Source organism: Luteimonas sp. R10 (genome assembly GCF_045689605.1).
Classification (GTDB): domain Bacteria; phylum Pseudomonadota; class Gammaproteobacteria; order Xanthomonadales; family Xanthomonadaceae; genus Luteimonas.
Genome location: NZ_CP141262.1, coordinates 3763626 through 3779140, shown reverse-complemented (window position 1 = coordinate 3779140; position 15515 = coordinate 3763626). Strand labels below are relative to the sequence as shown.

Below are 15515 nucleotides of genomic sequence, written 5' to 3'. Positions count from 1 at the left end.
AGCGCAGCGGAGCAAGCTCCGCTCTACGGCGTGGTGTCCCGGGCGTCGCGCGGGGTCGTTCATTCGCCCAGGGTCAGGCTGAGCGTCACGCGGCGGGCGGGTTCCCAGGACTGCAGGCCGCTGCTGCCGGCGGACCATGCATAACGGTCGGCGGCGTTGTACACCCGCAGCCGCCACTGCGCCGGAATCCCGCCCAGCACGAACCGGTACGCGCACCCACGTTGACCAAGGCATAGCCGGACGTGTGCGTGCGTGCGTGGGCATCGGCCGGCGCCCGGCCGTACCAGGTGGCGTCGGCGTCGAACGACACCCGCTCCCACGCCGGCGGCCGGTAGCTGAAACTGGCCAGTGCCAGCGTCGATGCGCGCCCCACCGGGCGCTCGCCGATGACGCCGGCCTCGACCAGCGCGCCTTCCAGCCGCGGCCGCAGCCACGACGCGCCGGCGACCACGTGCAGGCGGTCGGTGACCTGGCCGGCGGCCGACAGCTCCACCCCGCGATGGCGCACGTCGGTGAGGAAGCGGTAGATGCCGTCGGCGTCCAGCCCGGGTTCCGGCTTGCCGATCTCGAACGCGGTGGCGATCACGGCCAGCCCGGACGGCGCCTGCCATTTGACGCCGAGCTCCGATTGCCGCGCCATCGCCGGCGGCAGCACCTCGAAGCGGTTGGCGGCGTTCTGCGGCGCGGTGCCCGCTTCCTCGATCCCGCGCGTGGTCGAGGCGAACGCGGTGAGCGTCGGCGACAGTGGCAGCACCAGCGAGGCGTTGTGCAGCCATTGCGCCGAGGTGCGGGCGGCGGCCTCGCCCCCGGCGGACGACGAGGACGCGTCCAGGCGCACGCGGCGCAGCCCCAGGTTGACCGCCAGTCCGCTGCGGCGCAGGTGCTGCCAGCCCACCGCGAGTTCGTCCTGGTCGATGCCGGCGCGGGAGTGCGCGCCGCCCGGGTCGCCCGGCGGCGGCGACTGCGGGATCGGCCCCAACAGCGACACGCGGCCGTGGTCGATGGTCTGCACGCGCGGATTGCGGTAGGCCGAACGCCGCGCGCGCGCGGCGAGGGTCAGCACGTCGCGCCGCCCTTCTTCGCTCCAGTCGCGGCGCGCGGCCGCCTCGTAGGCGCGGGCGAAGACCTCGCGGTCGCGGGCGACGACGGTGGAGGCGCTGGCGTCGCCGTCCGCGGTGATGTCGCGGAACAGGTTGTAGTCCGAGCGCGGGCGGTCGACGCGCGAGTGGATGTCGGAGAACGAGAAGTTCCAGGCATCGGCGCGCGCGCGCGTCCGCAGCAGGGCGCCGTAGGTGGTGTTGCGGGTATCGAAGCGCGACCACGCCTGTCCCGGGTAGCGCAGCCGGTCCGGCCGCGGCTGGGCATGAGCACCGGCCGGCTGGAAACCGGCGTCGGCCTGGTAGGCCTGGTCGTAGACGCCATAGAAGGCGGTCGCCTCCCAGTCTTCGCCGATCGCGAACCGCGGCACCAGCCCGGCGCTGCGGTAGCGCGCCTGGTTGCCGTAGATGTAGCGCGCGCTGGGCGAGCCGAGCACGCCGCCGGACAGCGACGCCCGTCCGTCTTCGCGGCGGCGCGTGAAGTGGCCGCGCAGGTAGGGACGCGGGTTGCTGTCGAGCAGGTGCTGGAATCCGAGCTCCAGGCGCGTGCGTTCCCGCGCGGCATCGGGCAGGCGGTACTGCACGATGCCCGACGGCGCGGGGAAGTCGACCGGCAGCGCGGCCGGTCCGACCAGGATCCGGGCGCCGTCGACGATGGTGTCCGGCGGCGGCGCCGCGCGCACGAAGTAGGCGCCGTCGATCCGGTAGTTGCCCGCCTGCTGCAGGCTGAAGCCGCGGACGAGCGACTCGGAGTACAGGCCGATGCTTTCCTGGCCGATGCGGTTGCCGAACGCATCGTCGGCCTCGCCGATAACCTCCTGCTGCGCCCGTGCGGGGGCGAACAGGGCGGCGAGGCAGGCCAGGACGACCGCCAATGCGGGCGAAGCCGTGAGGGTGGCGCGTCGGAATGGGTGCGTCATGGGAACCGGCGGATGGGCAACGGCGATGATCGTGGGGCGCGCCGCGCCGTTGACATAGCGCACCGATCGATGATGAGGTGTGCGTCAAATGCACAACTTGCAGTCGCTGCCGCCGCTCGAGGCGCTGGCGGCGGTGATCGCGGCCCAGCGCTTCGGCTCGTTCACCGCCGCCGCCGAATCCCTCGACCTCACCCATGGTGCGGTCAGCCGCCGGGTGCAGGCCGTCGAGCATTGGCTGGGCACGCCGCTGTTCGAGCGCCACGGCCGCGGCGTGCGGATCACGCCGGCCGGCCAGCGCTTCGTCGCCCAGGTGGAACGGGCGCTGGCGAGCATCCGCGAGTCCGCGGACCGCTGGCGGCCACGCCGCGACCTGCCGGTGGTCCGGCTGAGCGTGGTGCCGTCGTTCGCGCGCCTGTGGCTGATACCGCGCTTGCCCGAACTGCAGGGCGTGCCGCCGGTCTGCCGGATCGAACTGCAGATCGAGCACCGCGTCGCCGACCTGGGTGCGGGGCAGAGCGACCTGGCGGTCCGTTACGGGCGCGGACGCTGGCGCGGCGTGGAAAGCCGCCTGTTGTTCTCCGAGCGGCTGTATCCGGTGGCGGCGCCGGCGCTCGCCGCCGAAATCGGCCCCGCTGCCGGAGCGGCGCGCATCGCCGAACTGCCGCTGCTGCACGACTCCGATACCGCCCAGTGGCGCGCGTGGATGCGCGCCTGCAGCGTGACGTTCCGGACCAAGGCGGCCGATCGCCGGTTCGAGGATTACGACCTGGTGCTGGCGGCGGCGCGCGCGGGGCTGGGGGTCGCGTTGCTGCGCGCGCCGCTGGTCGACGACGCGCTCGCGGACGGCAGCCTGGTGCGGGTGGCGCGGCCGGAGATCCGCAATACCGCCGGCCACTACCTGGTCTGCGCGCCGGGCGAAGCGCGCGTGCCGGTCACGCGACTCGCCGCGCGCCTGCTGACCGCGACCGCGGGGCTGCGGCGATGACGCCGGCGGTGCTGTGCCTGCACGGCGCCGGCGCCGGCGGTTGGGAATGGAACGTCTGGCGTGCCGTGTTCGAGGCGGCGGGGCTGGCGACCGCCGCACCGGACCTGCAGCCGGCCGCACCGGGCCTGGCGCGGACGACGCTGGACGACTATGCCGCGCAGGCCCGCGCTGCGTTGCGAGCACTGCCGCGACCGCGCGTGCTGGTCGGCGCAAGCCTCGGCGGGCTGCTGGCCGCGATGTGCGCGGACGACGCCGACGCACTGGTGCTGGTCAATCCGCTGCCGCCCGCGCCCTGGCATGCGGAGCTGCCGTCGCGCGACTGGCCGGCGATCGTGCCCTGGCGACGCGAAGCGCGGCTCGCCTCGACCCGGCGCGCACTGCCCGATGCCGACGAGGCCGCCGCCCTGTACGCCTTCGACCGCTGGCGCGACGAGAGCGGCCTCGTGCTGCGCACCGCGCATGCGGGGGTGACGCTCGAACGTCCAGTGTGCCCGCTGCTGTGCATGGCCTCGGCCGTCGACGACGACGTCCCGCCGGCGATCACCGCGGCGCTGGCGGCGGCATGGGACGCCGACGTCCTGCGGTTGCCCGCGACCAGCCACGTCGGCCCGTTGCTCGGGCGCGGCGCAGCCGCTGCCGCCCGACAGGCCTTGGCATGGTGCCGGGACCGAAGAGGCCTGCCAGCCGCATCCCGTCACGCGTCGGAATAACAGGCAGCGGTGAATCCACCGCTCTTGCGAATCCCCAATCCCCATTCCCCAATCCCGGCCCTTATAGTGGCCGCTTTCGGACACGGAGCAATTCGATGCGCCGCACCCTGTGCTTCCTCGCCGCCATCGCGCTCGCGGCCGGTGCCGCGCAAGCCGCGCAACCGCGCCTGCTGACCGCGGCGCGCATCCACACCTCCGATCCTGCGATGCCGACGGCCGAGGCGCTGGTCTGGGATGATTCGGGCCGCATCCTCGCGGTCGGCAGCGCCGAAGACCTGCGCCGACGTCATCCGCGGGCCGAAGCGATCGATCTCGGCGAGGCGGTGGTGATTCCCGGCCTGATCGACGCGCACGCGCACCTGATGAATCTCGGCCAGGCGCTGATGAGCGCGGACCTGGCCGGCGCGCGCAGCAAGGACGAGGTGATCGCGCGCCTGCGCGCCTATGCCGGGGACCTGCCCGACGGTGCCTGGCTGCACGGGCGCGGCTGGGACCAGAACCTGTGGCCGGAGAAGGCGTTCCCCACCGCGGCCGATCTCGACGCGGCGTTCCCGGAGGTCCCGGTGTGGCTGGAGCGCGTCGACGGCCACGCCGGCTGGGCGAATTCGGCGGCATTGCGCGCGGCCGCGGAGCACGCGGGCGGGCGCGATCTCGGCGGCGACTGGCAGCCGGACGGCGGCCGCATCGTGCGCGAGGACGGGGTGCCGAGCGGCGTCTTCGTCGACGCGGCGATGGCGCTGGTGGAGGACGCGATCCCGGCGCCGGACGCGGCGCTGCGCGAACAGGCGCTGGAGCGCGCACTGGCCGCGGCGGTGCGCAACGGCCTGACCGGCGTGCACGACATGGGCGTTTCGCGCGATGACCTGGCGTTGTACCGCCGCTTCGCCGGTGCCGGGCGCCTGCCGCTGCGGATCTCGGCCTATGCCGACGGCGACGGCGGCGCGCTCGACGACCTGTGCCGCGACGGCCTGTACTGGCACGCGGGCGGACGCCTGCGCATGGGAGGCGTCAAGCTGTACATGGACGGCGCGCTCGGCAGCCGCGGCGCCGCGCTGCTCGCCGACTACAGCGACGAGCCCGGCAACGACGGCCTGCTGCTGACCGAGCCGAAGGCGTTCGCCGCCGCGGTGCGCAAGGCCCGCGGCTGCGGCGTGCAGGTGGCCACGCACGCGATCGGCGATCGCGGCAACCGGCTCGTGCTCGAGACCTATGCCGATGCGCTCGGCGCGCGCGCCGAGGACGATCATCGCTGGCGCGTGGAGCATGCGCAGATCGTGGCGTTGGAGGACATCCCGCGCTTCGCGCAGCTGCGCGTCATCGCGTCCATGCAGCCCACGCACGCCACCTCCGATATGCCCTGGGCCGGCGATCGTCTCGGCGAGGAGCGCCTTGCGGGCGCCTACGCCTGGCGGCGTTTCCTCGATGCCGGCGCGCGGCTGGCGCTGGGCTCCGATTTCCCCGTCGAATCGGTCGATCCGCGCCTGGGCCTGTACGCCGCGGCGACGCGGCAGGATCGCGAGGGCCGGCCACCGGGTGGTTGGCTCGCCGAGCAGAGGCTCACGGCCGCCGAGGCATTGCGGGGATTCACCGCCGATGCGGCCTACGCCGGTCGCGCCGAGGACGAGGTCGGGCGCCTGTCGCCGGGCCTGCGCGCGGACTTCGTGGTGTTGGCCGAGGATCCGCTGGCGGTGCCGGTCGAGCGGCTGGACGAGTTGACGATCCTGTCGACCTGGGTGGATGGGGTGCCGGTGTACGAGGGCGAATGACGCCGTAGCGGGAGGTTGCCTGGCGCCGGGGCCTGGAGCAGCGGAGCAAGCTCCGCTCTACGGGGCTTGGGCGGCGCAGCCTGTCGTAGAGCCGAGCTCGCTCGGCTGCGCGGGCGCCGGAGCCGCGAGCAACGAGGGACCTCCGCTCTACCAGTCGATCTCGCCGTGCACCACGCTGACCGCGTGGCCGCCGGACCAGATCTCGCCGTCGGCGTCGACCTGCAGCTCCAGGGTCGCGTCGTAGCCGACCTCGCGGCCCTGGCTGGCGCGATAGCGGCCGTCCGCGCCCGGCAGCGCATCGCGCGACGCCAGCCACGCCGCCAGGGTGGCGTTGGCCGCGCCCGAGGCGGCGTCCTCGAAGCGCGCGGGCGCGCCGACCCAGGCGCGCACCGCGAGGTCGTGGCCGCTGCCGGCGTCGGCGCGGGCGAACACGCACAAGCCCATGCTCTCGGTCGATTCGGCCAGCAGGCCGATCGCGTCCCAGTCCGGCGCCGCGCCGCGCAGGGTGCCCTCGTCGGCCAGTTCGGCCAGCCACCAGCGGCGGCCGCCGTCCATCAGCGCCGGCGGCAGCCGACCCGGCAGCAGGCCGTCGAGGGCGTGGCGCAGGCGCGGATCGCCGCGTTCGGTGGTCTCCAGCACGCTGGCCCGGGGCGTGCGCACCGCGATCGTGCGCGCCGAACCGTCGCCCAGCACCCGCAACGGCAGCAGGCCGGCGATGCCCTCCTGCACCAGCAGGCCGTCGCGCGGCGCGATGCGGCCGGCCTCGAGCAGCGCGTGCGCGGTGCCGACGCTGGGGTGACCGGCGAACGGCACCTCGCGGCGCGGGCTGAACATGCGGATGCGGTAGTCGGCTTCCGCGGCGGTCGGCGGAAACACGAAGGTGGTTTCCGGCAGGCGGGTCCAGCGCGCGATCGCCTGCATGGTGTCGTCGTCCATGCCCTCGGCATCGAAGACCACGGCGAGCGGATTGCCGGCGCCCGGACGATCGGCGAACACGTCCAGCTGCACGAAGCGGCGTGAAGTCATCGGGGAGAGGCGGCGATGTGGGGGGTGCGCAGCTTACCGCAGAGGCCGCCGACCGGCGGGGCGGGACCGGAAGAGCGCTTTGGCCACGGATTCACGGATACACGCGGGTACGCGCGAATCAGGTGGAGCAGGCGGAACAGGCTCAGGCGGGATCAGGCTGAGCAGGAGCGGCGGGTCAGGCCGATTTTGGATCTCCGCTCGCTAGATTCGCTTTGATCCGCATCGATCCGTGGCCAAAGCGCTTTGCGGCGGCGGCGCGGCTCCTTCGATCGGCCGCCCAGGGGAGGGCAGCGGAGCGAGCTCCGCTCTACAATGCGCAGCTTCGTGCGTCCATTCCGGATGCCTTCGCCGCGCCGTTGCCGATGACTCTTCCAGACCCGCCGCAGACCCGCTGGATCGTTCTCAAGTTCGGTGGCACCAGCGTGTCGCAACGCGCGCGCTGGGACACCATCGGCCATCTGGCGCAGGCGCGCGGGCGGCAGCACGACGCGCGCGTGCTGGTGGTCGTCTCGGCGCTCGCCGGCGCGACCAATGCCCTGCAGGCGATCGCCGACGGCGTCGAGGATCCGTCGGCGCACGTCGCCGCGCTGGCGCGGCGGCATCGCGATTTCGCCGCGGAACTCGGGCTCGACGCCGATGCCGCGCTGCAGGAGCGGCTGGCCGCGCTGCATGCGTTGGCCGGGGACGCGCGCGCCGCGGCGCGCCCGCTCGACTGGCAGGCCGAGCTGCTGGCGCAGGGCGAGCTGCTGTCCTCGACGCTCGGCGCCGCGTACCTGCGCGCGCAGGGCCTCGACTTCGGCTGGTGCGACGCCCGCGACTGGCTCGAGGCGCTGGCGCTGCCGAACCAGAGCGACTGGTCGCGGCGGCTGTCGGTCGCCTGCCGGCGCGAGGCCGACGACGCCTGGCGCGCGCGCTTCGCCGCGCAGCCGGCGCCGCTGCTGCTCACCCAGGGCTTCATCGCCCGCCACGGCGACGGCGGCACCGCGGTGCTCGGGCGCGGCGGTTCCGACACCTCGGCGGCGCTGTTCGGCGCGCTGCTGCGCGCGCGGCGGGTGGAGATCTGGACCGACGTGCCGGGCATGTTCAGCGCCAATCCGCGCGAGGTGCCGGACGCGCGCCTGCTCACGCGCCTGGACTACGCCGAGGCGCAGGAAATCGCCACCACCGGCGCCAAGGTGCTGCATCCGCGCGCGCTCGGCCCCTGCCGCGACGCCGGGGTGCCGCTGGCGATCCTCGATACCGCGCGTCCGGACCTGCCGGGCACGGCGATCGACTCCACCGCCGCCACCGTTCCGGGCGTCAAGGCGATCAGCCGCCGCAACGGCATCGTGCTGGTGTCGATGGAAACCGTCGGCATGTGGCAGCAGGTCGGCTTCCTGGCCGAGGTGTTCGACCGCTTCCGTGTGCACGGGCTTTCGATCGACCTGATCGGGTCGTCGGAGACCAACGTCACCGTCTCGCTCGATCCCAACGACAACCTGGTCAGCACCGACGTGCTCGCGCGCCTCTCGGAGGACCTGGCGCGGTTCTGCCGGGTCAAGGTGATCGCGCCGTGCGCGGCGATCACCCTGGTCGGGCGCGGCATGCGCTCGCTGCTGCACAAGCTGTCGGACGTGTGGGCGGCGTTCGGGCGCGAGCGCGTGCACCTGATCTCGCAGTCGTCCAACGACCTCAACCTGACCTTCGTCATCGACGAGGCCGACGCCGACGGCCTGCTGCCGCAGCTGCACGCGCAGCTGATCGGCAGCGGCGCGATGCCGGTGCGCAACGCCGAGGTGTTCGGCCTGCGCTGGCGCGAGATCGCCGGCGCCCTGCGCCCGCGCGAGACGCCCTGGTGGCGCGGCGAGCGCGAACGCCTGCTGGCGCTGGCGACGCCGGGCGCGCCGCGCTACGTCTACCACCTGCCCACGGTGCGCGCCCGCGCCCGCGCGCTGGCGGCGATCGAGGCGGTCGATCGCCGCTACTACGCGATCAAGGCCAATTCCCATCCGGCGATCCTCGCCGCGCTGGTGGAGGAGGGCTTCGGGCTGGAATGCGTGTCGCTGGCGGAACTGCGGCACGTGTTCGATGCGGTGCCGGGGCTGGCGCCCGGTCGCGTCCTGTTCACGCCCAGCTTCGCGCCGCGCGCCGAGTACGAGGCGGCGTTCGCGCTCGACGCGACGGTGACGCTGGATAACGTCGAGGCGCTGCAGCGCTGGCCGGAGACCTTCCGCGGTCGCGCGCTGTGGTTGCGCGTCGACCTCGGCCGCGGCGAGGGCCACCACGAGAAGGTGCGCACCGGCGGGCTCGCCTCCAAGTTCGGCCTGCCGGTGGCGCGGATCGAGGAGTTCCTCGCCGCCGCGCGAGCGCTCGACGCGCGCGTCACCGGCCTGCACGCGCACCTGGGCAGCGGCGTGGAAACCGCGCAGCACTGGCGCTCGGTCTGCGACGAGCTCGGTGGGATCGCCGAGCGCATCGGCAGCATCGAGACCATCGACATCGGCGGCGGCCTGCCGATCCCCTACCAGGACGACGACGAGCCGTTCGACCTCGACGCCTGGAGCGCCGGCCTGGCGGAGGTGAAGTCCGCCTATCCGAACTACCGCCTGGCGATCGAGCCCGGCCGCTACCTGGTGGCCGAATCCGGCGTGCTGCTGATGACCACGACGCAGGTGGTGGAGAAAAGCGGGATCCGCCGCGTCGGCGCCGATGCCGGCATGAACGCGCTGCTGCGTCCGGCGCTGTACGACGCCTACCACGGCGTCCACAACCTGACGCGGCTGGAGGAAGCGGCCGACGCCGCCTTCGACGTGGTCGGCCCGATCTGCGAATCCGGGGACGTCCTCGGCAAGCAGCGCCGGCTGCCGGCCGCCACTGCCGAGGGTGACGTGCTGCTGGTCGCCGACGCCGGCGCCTACGGCTTCGTCATGGCCAACACTTACAACCTGCGGGCGTTGCCGGCGCAGGAGGTGCTGCCATGAGCGGCTGGACGTTCGCCCGCGACGCGATCGGCGCGTTCCGTTTCGTGCGCTGCGGCTTCGACCCGCAGACCGGGGTGGCGCAGCTGGTCTACGCCTTCGACGACGGCCCGGAGCTGGTGGAGACGGTCACCGTGCCGGGGGCGCCGTTCGCGCTGGGCGCGGCGCGCGCCGCGGCCGCCGCGCGCGCGCTGCGGCTGCTGCACCTGGTGGCCGGGGTGAGCTACTACAAGGCCGCGGTGCCGGCGGAGATCCGCATCGACGATGCCGCGATCGACGCGGAAACAGCGGCGTTGCTGGAAGAGATCTATGTGCACGGCCTGGGCGAGTTCGCCTATTGCAACGGGTTGGACCTGCATGGGCGCATCAGCTTTCCCCACCAGAAGAACCCTCTCCCCCGCTTGCGGGGGAGAGGGCAGGGTGAGGGGGTGGACGGAGCCGACGTAATGGCTGGGCCGAAAGAGCATCGAGTGCGAGGCTCTGAATCTACAAGCATGTCCTCGACTGCCGAACGGCGGCCGGCTCCGGTATTCCCCCTCACCCCAACCCTCTCCCCCGCGAGCGGGAGAGAGGGCGTTGAAGCGCCGGTGCTGGGACTCCAACAGCACGCGCTGGTCGCGATCGGCGGCGGCAAGGATTCGCTGGTGTCGATCGAGGCGCTGCGCGCGGCCGGCGTGGCGCAGACCGTGGCCTGGATCGGCGGCTCGCAGCTGATCCGCGCCTGCGCCGAACGCACCGGACTGCCGACGCTCAACATCGGCCGCCAGCTGGCGCCGGAGCTGTTCGACTACAACCGGCAGGGCGCCTGGAACGGGCATATCCCGGTGACCGCGATCAACTCGGCGATCCTCGCCTTCGCCGCGATCCTGCACGGCGTCGACCAGGTGGTGTTCTCCAACGAGCGTTCGGCCAGCTACGGCAGCCTGATCGAAGGCACCGGCGAGGTGAACCACCAGTGGTCGAAAGGCTGGACGTTCGAACGCGACGTCGGCGCCTACCTGCAGCGCCACGTCGCCGCCGACCTGCACTACTACTCGCTGCTGCGGCCGTTCTCGGAGCTGGCGGTGGCGCGGCAGTTCGCCCGGAGCGACCGCTACGACGCGCATTTCTCCAGCTGCAACCGCAACTTCCACCTGCTCGGCGAGCGCCCGGTCAACCGCTGGTGCGGGATCTGCCCGAAGTGCCATTTCGTGTTCCTGGCGCTGGCGCCGTTCATGCCCAAGCCGCGGCTGGTGGCGATCTTCGGCCGCAACCTGCTCGACGACGCGGAGCAGGTTCCCGGCTACGACGCATTGCTGGAATACCGCGACCACAAGCCGTTCGAATGCGTCGGCGAGGCGCGCGAATCGCGCGCGGCGATGGCGGCGCTGGCGCAGCGGCCGGAGTGGCGCGAGGACGCGGTGGTCAAGCGCTTCGAGCGCGAGATCGCACCGCAGCTCGATGCGCAGGAGCTGGCCATCGAGCCGCTGCTGCGGATCGACGACACCCACCGGATCGCGGCACCGTTGTGGGAGCGGCTGCGTGCGCATTTCGCAGCTTGAAGGGCGCCGCGTCGCGCTGTGGGGCTGGGGCCGCGAGGGCCGGGCGGCATGGCGCGCGTTGCGCGCCGGTGATTCGGGATTGGTGATTCGTGATTCGTATGAAGCAGGGCGGCTGCCGTTGACGTTGTTCTGCAATGCAGACGAGGCGGATGAAGCGCGGGCACTGGGGGACTCGGCGCTGACGGTGGAGACGGAGGCGACGGCGGAGCGGCTGGCGGCGTTCGACGTGGTGATCAAGTCGCCCGGCATCAGTGCCTACCGCCCCGAAGCGCTGGCCGCGGCGGAGCGGGGCACGCGCTTCGTCGGCGGCACCGCGCTGTGGTTCGCCGGGCGTGCCGACGCGCGTACGCTGTGCGTCACCGGCACCAAGGGCAAGAGCACCACCAGCGCGCTGCTGGCGCACCTGCTGCGTGCCGGCGGGCAACGCACCGCATTGGCGGGCAACATCGGCCTGCCGCTGCTGGAGTTGATCGACGACCAGGCCGACGCCTGGGTGGTCGAGCTGTCCAGCTACCAGACCCGCGACGTCGCGGCCTCCGGCGCGCGGCCGGAGATCGCGGTGGTCACCAACGTCTTTCCGGAGCACCTGGACTGGCACGGCAGCGAGCAGCGCTACGTCGACGACAAGCTGGCGCTGCTGACCGAGGCGAATCCGCGCGTCGCCGTGCTCAACGCGGAGGATCCGAGGCTGGTGGCGCTGGGCGAGCGGATCGAATCGGGTGTGGGAGCGACGGAAGTCGCGACAACCCGCGCGGAAGAAAGTCGCGATGTCCCGGCGGCAGCATGCCGCCACTCCCACAGCGGGGGCAGTGCGGCCGGCGTGGTGCGTTGGTTCAACCGCGCAGACGGCTGGCACCTGCGCGGCGGCATGCTGCATCGGGGCGAGGACGCCGTGCTCGACACCGCCGGGCTGCCGCTGCCCGGCCGCCACAATCTCGGCAACCTGTGCGCGGCGTTGACGGCGATCGACGCGTTCGGCCTCGATGCCGCCGCGCTGGCGCCGCACGCGGCCGCGTTCGCGCCGCTGCCGCACCGGTTGCAGGTGCTGGGCGAGCGCGACGGCATCGTCTGGGTCAACGATTCGATCAGCACCACGCCGCACGCCAGCCTGGCGGCGCTGGAGGTCTATCGCGACGTGCGCGTGGCGATCCTGCTCGGCGGCCACGACCGCGGCGTGGACTGGAGCGTGTTCGCCGATCGCCTGCGCGGGCGGCCGCCGCATGCGGTGGTGACGATGGGGCAGAACGGACCGCGGATCCACGATGCGCTCGCCGCGGTGGCGGATGGACGATGGCGGCTCGGTGCGGCCGAGAGCCTGGCCGCGGCGGTCGACGCCGCCCGTGCCGCGCTCGGTGAGGCGGGCGGCGTGATCCTGCTGTCGCCGGGCGCGCCGAGCTTCGGTCCTTATCGCGACTACACCGAGCGCGGCCGCCATTTCGCCGCGCTGGGCGGCTTCGATCCGGACACGATCGCCGCGATCCCGGGCCTCGGCATCGCCTGACGATCGCGCCCGACCGTAGAGCGGAGCTTGCTCCGCTGGCGGTGGGCTCCGGCCGCAGGAGCAGCCGGGCAAGCTCGGTTCTACGGGGCGGAGGCCTCGATCGGTTCGCGCACCGTCGCCGTAGAGCGGAGCTTGCTCCGCTGGCGGTGCGGGCTCCGGCCGCAGGAGCAGCCGAGCAAGCTCGGCTCTACGGGGGCGGGAACCGCCTAGCTGCTCTGGCGCGCCCGCTGCGGAGGCCGCCCCACGGCGGCGCGCTTCACCCGGCGCGCATGCGATCGCGCTAGGCTCGGGGTTCACCACAGCAGGGAACCGCCATGCCCCGGATCACGTTCGCGATGCTGTTGTCGCCGCTGTTCGCCGCTGCCGCCGCCACCGCATCGGCGGCGCCCAGGGCCGATCCGGTGGAGTGGACCATCGACGAGAAGACCTTCAGCGGCGTCCTGGTCTACGACGATGCCGAAAGCGGCCCGCGTCCGGGCCTGGTGATGGTGCCGAACTGGATGGGCGTGAGCGATCATGCGGTCGCGCGCGCACGCGCGCTGGCCGGCGACGATTACGTGGTGTTGGTGGCCGACGTGTACGGCAAGGGCGTGCGCCCGGCGGACGACGGCCAGGCGCGGCAGCAGGTCATGCAGGTCTACTCGGACGGCGGCAGGACATTGCGCGCGCGTGTTGCCGTTGCGGTGCAGGCGCTGGCGGCGCAGGCCGGCCAGGCGCCGCTGGATCCGGAGCGGATCGCCGCGATCGGGTTCTGCTTCGGCGGTTCGGCGGTGCTGGAACTGGCGCGCTCGGGTGCCGATGTCGCCGGCGTGGTCAGCGTGCACGGTGGCCTCGAAACGCACCTGCCGACCGGCGACAACCGGATCGGCGCCTCGGTGCTGGTGCTCAACGGCGCCGACGACACCTCCGTCACCGACGCGCAGATCGTCGCCTTCGGGCAGGAGATGGACGCCGCCGGCGCGGACTGGCAGTTCGTCGACTTCGGCGGCGCGCGCCACTGTTTCACCCAGGTCGAGGATGCGGACGCCGATCCCGGCGACAACTGCCGCTACGACGAGCGTGCCGCCCGGCGCGCGTTCCGGATGATCGACGACTTCTTCGGGGAGGTCCTTTCCAACGACGGCGCCTGACGGCCGGCGCAGCTTCGCTGCAAGCTCCTGTGGGAGCGACGGCAGGCGCGACATGGCGGCGGGTTGCGATCTTTGCCGTCCCTGCCGCCATCTGCACGGACGCGGGCGGTCACGACTGCCGTCGCTCCCACATGTGCCGGACGTTTTTCCTCGAAGGTGCAGCGGGCAGGGTTGCGGTTCGCAGCGCCCGTCAGTGTCCGCGCTCCACCGCGTAGCGGGCGAGCCCGCGCAGGGCCGCGACCGCGGCATTGTCCGGCAGCCGGTCGAGCGCGCGTTCGGCGGCTTCGGCGTATTCGCGCGCACGCCGGCGGCTGTAGCCGAGCCCGTCGGTGGCCTCGATCGCCGCCAGCACCTCCGCCATCGCGTCGCCGTCGCCGTTCTCGACGATGCCGCGCAGGCGCTCGCGGACCGGCGCCTCCGATCGCGCCATGGCGTGGATCAGCGGCAGGGTCGCCTTGCCCTCGGCGAGGTCGTCGCCCAGGTTCTTGCCCAGCGCGTCGGCGTCGGCGCTGTAGTCGAGCACGTCGTCGGCGATCTGGAACGCATGGCCCAGCTGCAGGCCGTAGTCGTACAGCGCCTGCTGGGCGCCGGCATCGGCGCCGGCGGCCAGCGCGCCCAGCCGGGTGCCCGCGGCGAACAGCACCGCGGTCTTGCGTTCGATCACGTCGAGGTAGGCGGCCTCGTCGGTGTCGGGGTTGCGCACGTGCAGCAGCTGCAGCACCTCGCCCTCGGCGATGCGGTTGGTGGTGTCGGCGAGGATCCGCATCACTTCCATCCGGTCCAGCTCCACCATCAGCTGGAAGCTGCGCGAATAGAGGAAATCGCCGACCAGCACGCTGGCGGCATTGCCCCAGATGGCGTTGGCGGTGCGGCGGCCGCGGCGCAGGTCGGATTCGTCGACCACGTCGTCGTGCAGCAGGGTGGAGGTGTGGATGAATTCGACGATCGCCGCCAGCTGGTGGTGCTCCGGCCCGCCGCCGCCGCAGGCGCGGCCGGCCAGGGCGACCAGCATCGGCCGCAGGCGCTTGCCGCCGGCGGAGACGATGTGCTCGGCGACCTGGTTGATCAGCACCACCTCCGAGGCCAGGCGGCGGCGGATCAGGGCGTCGACCGCGGCCATGTCCGGCGCGGCCAGGGCCTGGATCGCGGCCAGGTCGGGGGGATTCGCGAGATTGGCCTGGTCCATGGGGTCGCCGTGCCGGGGAAGCCGGGATTATACGGGCCGGCGCCGCGCGCTCCGACGCGCCGGCACGGCATTCCCCGACGCCGGATCGGGATTGGCTCGGATAGCCGGGCGCCGGCCGCTATAATCCAATCGTCCTCGCCGCTTCCGGCAAGCAATCCAAGGAACCTCTTTCATGGCCCGTGGCATCAACAAGGCGATCCTGGTCGGCAATCTCGGCAACGACCCCGAAACCAAGTACACCCAGGGCGGCATGGCCATCACCAAGATCAGCCTGGCCACCACCAGCGTGCGCAAGGACCGCGACGGCAACATGCAGGAGAACACCCAGTGGCACCGGGTGACCTTCTTCGGCAAGCTCGGCGAGATCGCCGGCGAGTACCTGCGCAAGGGGTCGCAGGTCTACGTCGAGGGCGAGATCCGCTACGACAAGTACACCGGCCAGGACGGGGTGGAGAAATACTTCACCGAGATCGTGGCCAACGAGATGCAGATGCTCGGCGGCCGCGGCGAAGGTGGCGGCGGGGGCGGGGGCGGTGGCGGTGGTGGCGGCGAACGTCCGGCGCGCCCGCAGCGGCAGGAGTCGGCGGCGCCGCGCAGGCAGCCGTCCTCGCAACCGGCGCCGATGGACGACTTCTCGGACGACGACATCCCGTTCTGAGCGGGCGGCGCGTGAACCCGTGCCGCCGCACCGGTCCG

11 protein-coding genes are annotated in these 15515 nt (G+C 72.8%); 8 read left to right on the top strand and 3 right to left on the bottom strand.

The annotated features are described in order from the left end of the window. Positions 1-85: 85 nt before the first annotated feature. A complete protein-coding gene (locus tag U3649_RS16440; RefSeq protein ID WP_407352370.1) occupies positions 86-2017 on the bottom strand; it encodes a hypothetical protein in 1932 nt (643 codons plus the stop codon). Positions 2018-2105: 88 nt separating this feature from the next. Between U3649_RS16440 and U3649_RS16435 the strand changes: the two genes are divergently transcribed. From U3649_RS16435 to U3649_RS16425, 3 genes are all read left to right on the top strand, one after another. After that, a complete protein-coding gene (locus tag U3649_RS16435; RefSeq protein WP_407352369.1) occupies positions 2106-3002 on the top strand; it encodes a LysR substrate-binding domain-containing protein in 897 nt (298 codons plus the stop codon). Then, on the top strand, positions 2999-3712 hold the full coding sequence (locus U3649_RS16430) for an alpha/beta fold hydrolase (RefSeq protein ID WP_407352368.1): 714 nt from the start codon (positions 2999-3001) through the stop codon (positions 3710-3712). The genes U3649_RS16435 and U3649_RS16430 overlap by 4 nt, the downstream gene beginning before the upstream one ends. 95 nt (positions 3713-3807) lie before the next feature. Next, the gene (locus U3649_RS16425) at positions 3808-5478 is read left to right on the top strand and encodes an amidohydrolase (RefSeq protein ID WP_407352367.1); all 1671 of its coding nucleotides are present in this window, start codon (positions 3808-3810) and stop codon (positions 5476-5478) included. 147 nt (positions 5479-5625) lie between these two features. On the opposite strand, the gene U3649_RS16420 is transcribed toward U3649_RS16425, so the two are convergent. Then, on the bottom strand, positions 5626-6504 hold the full coding sequence (locus U3649_RS16420) for a PhzF family phenazine biosynthesis protein (RefSeq protein WP_407352366.1): 879 nt from the start codon (positions 6502-6504) through the stop codon (positions 5626-5628). A gap of 362 nt (positions 6505-6866) precedes the next feature. Between U3649_RS16420 and U3649_RS16415 the strand changes: the two genes are divergently transcribed. From U3649_RS16415 to U3649_RS16400, 4 genes are all read left to right on the top strand, one after another. After that, positions 6867-9464 (top strand): bifunctional aspartate kinase/diaminopimelate decarboxylase, encoded by a 2598-nt coding sequence (locus tag U3649_RS16415; protein ID WP_407352365.1) that lies wholly within the window; start codon positions 6867-6869, stop codon positions 9462-9464. A 44-nt stretch (positions 9465-9508) separates the two neighbouring features. Next, positions 9509-11002, top strand: a complete 1494-nt coding sequence (locus U3649_RS16410) for an endonuclease domain-containing protein (protein WP_407354647.1) — start codon at positions 9509-9511, stop codon at positions 11000-11002. After that, positions 10983-12503, top strand: coding sequence for a UDP-N-acetylmuramoyl-L-alanine--D-glutamate ligase (gene murD / locus U3649_RS16405; protein WP_407352364.1), 1521 nt, complete (start codon positions 10983-10985; stop codon positions 12501-12503). The genes U3649_RS16410 and murD overlap by 20 nt, the downstream gene beginning before the upstream one ends. Before the next feature lie 314 nt (positions 12504-12817). Beyond that, positions 12818-13633, top strand: a complete 816-nt coding sequence (locus tag U3649_RS16400) for a dienelactone hydrolase family protein (RefSeq protein ID WP_407352363.1) — start codon at positions 12818-12820, stop codon at positions 13631-13633. Positions 13634-13823: 190 nt separating this feature from the next. Here U3649_RS16400 and U3649_RS16395 read toward each other — a convergent pair whose 3' ends face one another. Next, positions 13824-14819 (bottom strand): polyprenyl synthetase family protein, encoded by a 996-nt coding sequence (locus U3649_RS16395; RefSeq protein ID WP_407352362.1) that lies wholly within the window; start codon positions 14817-14819, stop codon positions 13824-13826. Between the two features lie 172 nt (positions 14820-14991). On the opposite strand from U3649_RS16395, the gene ssb reads away from it, so the two are divergent. Further along, the gene (gene ssb, locus U3649_RS16390; RefSeq protein ID WP_407352361.1) at positions 14992-15477 is read left to right on the top strand and encodes a single-stranded DNA-binding protein; all 486 of its coding nucleotides are present in this window, start codon (positions 14992-14994) and stop codon (positions 15475-15477) included. Positions 15478-15515 lie beyond the last annotated feature (38 nt).

Excerpts from the sequence above, each read along its gene's own strand:
- U3649_RS16420 (WP_407352366.1), bottom strand. The coding sequence starts at position 6,504 with ATGACTTCACGCCGCTTCGTGCAGCTGGACGTGTTCGCCGATCGTCCG.
- U3649_RS16400 (WP_407352363.1), top strand. The coding sequence starts at position 12,818 with ATGCCCCGGATCACGTTCGCGATGCTGTTGTCGCCGCTGTTCGCCGCT.
- U3649_RS16435 (WP_407352369.1), top strand. The coding sequence starts at position 2,106 with ATGCACAACTTGCAGTCGCTGCCGCCGCTCGAGGCGCTGGCGGCGGTG.
- U3649_RS16440 (WP_407352370.1), bottom strand. The coding sequence starts at position 2,017 with ATGACGCACCCATTCCGACGCGCCACCCTCACGGCTTCGCCCGCATTG.
- U3649_RS16425 (WP_407352367.1), top strand. The coding sequence starts at position 3,808 with ATGCGCCGCACCCTGTGCTTCCTCGCCGCCATCGCGCTCGCGGCCGGT.
- U3649_RS16430 (WP_407352368.1), top strand. The coding sequence starts at position 2,999 with ATGACGCCGGCGGTGCTGTGCCTGCACGGCGCCGGCGCCGGCGGTTGG.
- U3649_RS16395 (WP_407352362.1), bottom strand. The coding sequence starts at position 14,819 with ATGGACCAGGCCAATCTCGCGAATCCCCCCGACCTGGCCGCGATCCAG.
- ssb (WP_407352361.1), top strand. The coding sequence starts at position 14,992 with ATGGCCCGTGGCATCAACAAGGCGATCCTGGTCGGCAATCTCGGCAAC.
- U3649_RS16415 (WP_407352365.1), top strand. The coding sequence starts at position 6,867 with ATGACTCTTCCAGACCCGCCGCAGACCCGCTGGATCGTTCTCAAGTTC.